This is a genomic window from Pseudoalteromonas sp. TAE79 (assembly GCF_000498015.1).
Lineage (GTDB): Bacteria > Pseudomonadota > Gammaproteobacteria > Enterobacterales > Alteromonadaceae > Pseudoalteromonas.
Map to the genome: position 1 here is coordinate 1 of NZ_AUTL01000020.1, position 4257 is coordinate 4257.

The 4257-nt window shown below is 46.7% G+C and carries 4 protein-coding genes and 1 pseudogene; all 5 read right to left on the bottom strand.

The window, feature by feature from the left end; genetic code table 11:
• Positions 1–202: 202 nt before the first annotated feature.
• A complete protein-coding gene (locus tag L655_RS0100400) occupies positions 203–2611 on the bottom strand; it encodes a DEAD/DEAH box helicase (protein WP_024603718.1) in 2409 nt (802 codons plus the stop codon).
• A gap of 25 nt (positions 2612–2636) precedes the next feature.
• Entirely contained in the window at positions 2637–3008 is a 372-nt protein-coding gene (locus tag L655_RS0100405; protein ID WP_024603719.1) for a transcriptional regulator, read from the bottom strand.
• Positions 3009–3039: 31 nt separating this feature from the next.
• Positions 3040–3342 carry a type II toxin-antitoxin system HigB family toxin gene (locus L655_RS0100410; RefSeq protein ID WP_024603720.1) on the bottom strand — a complete coding sequence of 101 codons (303 nt, stop codon included), beginning with the start codon at positions 3340–3342 and terminating at the stop codon, positions 3040–3042.
• Between the two features lie 196 nt (positions 3343–3538).
• Positions 3539–3877: a hypothetical protein gene (locus tag L655_RS0100415; RefSeq protein ID WP_024603721.1), complete on the bottom strand. Its 339-nt coding sequence runs from the start codon at positions 3875–3877 to the stop codon at positions 3539–3541.
• A 1-nt stretch (position 3878) separates the two neighbouring features.
• Positions 3879–4257, bottom strand: a pseudogene (locus tag L655_RS0100420) (integrase); the annotation flags it as partial.

The window sequence follows — 4257 nt, forward strand, 5'->3', positions numbered from 1 at the left end:
GTGACGCTCGAAAGCCATCTGGGCAGTATCGGCAAGCGTGTAAAAGCCGGCCAGCAAGTGCGCGTGATTGATCTCAGTGCCGATGCCGGAGCGCAAATGGGCTAATTTCCCCGTTTGGCGTTTCGATCCAAAAGCCAAACGGATAGTGGTTTTGGCGTAAGGGGATAAAGGCATGGGGAAGTGTTTAATCAAGTGCTGCTGTTTATTTTGACTTGGGATTTGATGAAGAGGTGTTTTCCAACTTCAGTGAAGGTTGCTTGTTACTGTTGTAATCAATGTACTCAAGGGCGTACCCCATTGCCTTGTAGCTTTTCTCGCGTTTTTTAAACATGCGTTGCAGCATAGGGAGGGCGCAGTCCACATAGTCGTGAATGGTGACTTGTGTTTTTCCTTCCGACTCACGATGAATACGACCAGCATATTGGGCCAACGTGCCTTTCCATGCGATTGGCATGGCCAAAAACAACGTATCCAGTCTTGGCAGGTCAAATCCTTCGCCCACATATTTTCCTGTGGCGACGACGACTTGAGCCGATTGCAGATGATTGTCAGCGTTCTTGCGTTCCGCAGCTTTCATGGCGCCTTTGAGTACGACAGTGCTTATACCCAACTCGGTAAGTCGTGAGTGTATGTACTCTACGTGCTCTCTTCGCTCTGTAAGGACTAACGGGTGTCCGCCATTTTGAACACACTGAGAGGCGTCTGAGACAACTTTTGAAGTGCGCTGCTCATTATTGACAAGCCAGCGGTAGGCATCGCTTATTTTTGGGCGCTCATCTGTTGTTATTAGCTCAGCTGGCGGTATATCGTAGCGCTGATGAATCATCACGGTTTGAGTAAATTGCTCATCAGGGCTTTGTTTCACTTTGTAGCGAATTGGTCCTGCCGCCATAAAAATGATCTTTTGATGACCATCTTGTCGCTCTGGTGTTGCTGTTAGGCCCAATACATACTTTGCTCTTACCTCGTTGAGTACCATTTCAAACCTTGGCGCGGATAAGTGATGGCATTCATCAACAATAATGTGGCCGTAGTCTTGGATGAGAGGCGTGATGGAATTGTCTTTTTTATTGACCAAGCTTTGGTAGGTGGCAATGTCGATAATGCCACTCGGCTTTCTTTTCCCCCCGCCTATACTGCCAATGGTTATTTCGGGTAGGAACGTGCGTAATCGCTCTTGCCATTGTTCGAGCAGTTGCCGGCTATGAACCAGTATTAGGGTATTTACTTTGCGTTTTACGATCATACCAATGGCAGTAACCGTTTTTCCAAATGCGGTTGGCGCATGCAAAATACCGAAGTCATGTTTAGATATTGCGGCCACTGCGTCACGCTGGTTCTTTCGCAAAGTGAACTCAGGGGTAAGTTTTAATAATGGTTTACCGGTTTCACGCTTATCGTCAAATAGTGGCAAAATGTTTTGCTCTTGTAGCAAAGTAATCGCATCATCGAGGCAGCCTCGCGGTAGTGCTAGATAACCGTTTTCAATACGAGCACAGGAAATAAACCTTGGAATGCCATGGGTTGAAAAACGCAACGCTTGTGTTTTAAAAAACACAGGATTAGAAAAACTAGCTAATCGCTTGAGTCCTGCCAGTAGTGGCCCAGGTAACTCGCTCATCAAAAAGTAGATATGGTTGGCCAAGGTAATGGTCACGTTTTTTGGCAAAGACTCTAATTTTATTGGTGCGGCTTTGGCTGTGATTTCCCAAGGTGGGCGGTTGTCTGTTAGCCCCTGTTCGGATAGTAATAGGGTGTTGGGTGAAATGGTTGTTATGAGTTGGTCAATACTCGACTGAGTGAGTGTTTTAAGCCCAGCAAGATACTGCCATTGATCATCGATGGCATTCAGATCACTGTCAACAAAGCAACTACGGCCTGAAAGGCGAGCCTCCTTTTGAAGTGGTAGCGCAATGAGATTGCCAAACCCGCCTTCAGGAAGGACATCTTGGTTAGGAAAGAGCCTGTCATAGGAGCCAAACGATAGATTAGGAAATATTTCCATGGCTTTATCAAGCAAAGCGAAACCCAGTGCCCGAGCTTGGTTCGCTGGGATATTGGTTTCAAAAAAGATCCATAAGTGCGCCCCGTTGCCAGAACGCGAGATTTCTATCGCGTGAGGAATATCAAACGCTTGGCACGCTTTAGACATTGCTTTGACTTCTTCTTGCCAACAGCCTTTGTCAAAATCGGCGGCTAACAAATAGCACGTATTATCTTTCAGTAAGGGATACAGCCCCACTACTTGATGACCGGCAAGGTGCCTGTAAATAATGTGCTCGTTTAGTTCGCTAAACTTTCGGTGTGAACAGTCTTGGCATTTAATGCGGGGTTTGTTGCAAACCCCGTTTACCCATTCATTATCACAGGCTACGGAATAGCCACTGCGGCCCTGTTGATTTTGCCAACGATTTGCAAAGATATCCTCTCTTCCACGAAATCGTTGTCTGAATAGGGCGACCTTTTGTTCTGGCGTGAATGCCTGTACTGAACGCTCGATTTGAGCGCTACGCAAAGCCTCTCTCAATGCGAGAAGCTGCTGCTTTTCATTTTCAAGCTCAGCTAGCCTGTTATCAATAGCAGAAATGTTTGGGTAGCGAGCGTCATTCATAACAAACTAATTTTGATTCGCAGCGCTATGAAGCGCGAACTTGCGGTGGCTTGATCAGCGACTCGGCTGGAATACCTAGCCCTTCATGAAGTTTCCAAATCATTTTTAGCGTGAGTGATCGCTTATGGTTTAGGATTTCATAAACACGATTGCTTTTACCTATCATGGGTTCAAGATCTTTAACGGTTAAGCCTTTGCTCTCCATCTCAAACTTTATTGCCTCAACAGGGTCTGGCAAATCCATTGGAAAATGCTTTGCTTCGTAGGCCTCGACTAACGTAACCAAAATGTCCAGCTTTTCGCCTTCGACGGTATCAGGCTCCGCCATCATTAGGTTTTCGATGTCGTTTAATGCCGCGCGGTAGTCGGCATCTGTTTTAATAGGTCTGATGTCCATTATATTTACCTCTTGTTACTACCTTTTGGCTTCAAATCGTTTGTACATCAATTTTATCGTATTGCGCATGGCTGCCGATAAACCGTATGTAAACCACTTTGTAGGCATAATTGATCCAAACAACTAACCGGTATTTATTACCGGCAATGTTAAACACGACACGCCCATCTTTGAGGATGCTGGCATTTCTAAAGTCCTGTTTCACATCCGCCGGTGCTCCCCAATCAGCGTTTAATGCATGCCTATACCACGCTAACGTTGGCTCTTTAGCGTCAATGTATTCTGAGCTGTCTTCCCAAAATGTTTTTAAGGTTGATAGTGCGATAATTCTCATAAATAGATGTTAGTCCCAATTTGGGACTTTTGCAAGTTTGGTATTCTTGATGCGGTTAGGAGTTGTTACCGCATCCCCAATTGCCCCATTCCTTGGGGCGGTTCAAATCCCTCTTATTCACCTTCTAAAGCCTGTGGTATCAAATGTTGCCCCATTGTCCCAACTGCCCACAGTAAGTGAGCAGTTGGCTGTCTTGTTAGTTTCGCCTGATTGACTTTTTTGGCATACGGCTGCGTTTGCCATCGAAGAACGCCAATACTCTGAACCAATAGAGTGATTCTTCATAACCTAGGCTGTACGTTGGGCGTGCAGGCGGGATGAGTCCTAGTTTACGTCCTAGGCTGACAATCACGTAGAACGTGAGTTTTAACGTCAGCCAAGGAGCGAGTACCACGAATACCATCAGGCAATGCCGGGTAAGTGCGTAGCCTATGCCATGAGGTTGTTCGAGTAAGGCAATGCCAATACACCAACCAAGGCCTGCCAGCATGGCTATTGGAAAGGTAATGGGGGCGAGTCGCATCATCAGTTGCATGTTAACGCCCTCCTGTGTGGTGTTGTGAAGCGGGCTCAAAGTTCACCAGCGGTTCAACCACATCAGCTACGGTTTAGTGGGCAATACGGCGCTCTTCAAAGTAATCGTGTCGGTCGTAGATACCCTCAACGCCTTTTAGCTTATGGTTAAGACAGCGTTCGGCCACGTTGCCTGCAATGCCTAAAGATGCAGCAAGACTGCGAAAGGTGCGGCGTAAATCGTGTACGGTAAAGTGTTCGAGTTTACCCATTTTATTGGGTGGCTGTTTTTTGCGCCCAGGCTCGCGACCAAAGAGTTTAGAAATGGCCCGGTTTAGCGTATCTGGCCCCATATGTGGACGATGGCTTGCTCGTCTGGCCGGGAAAACATAAGGCGAGCCA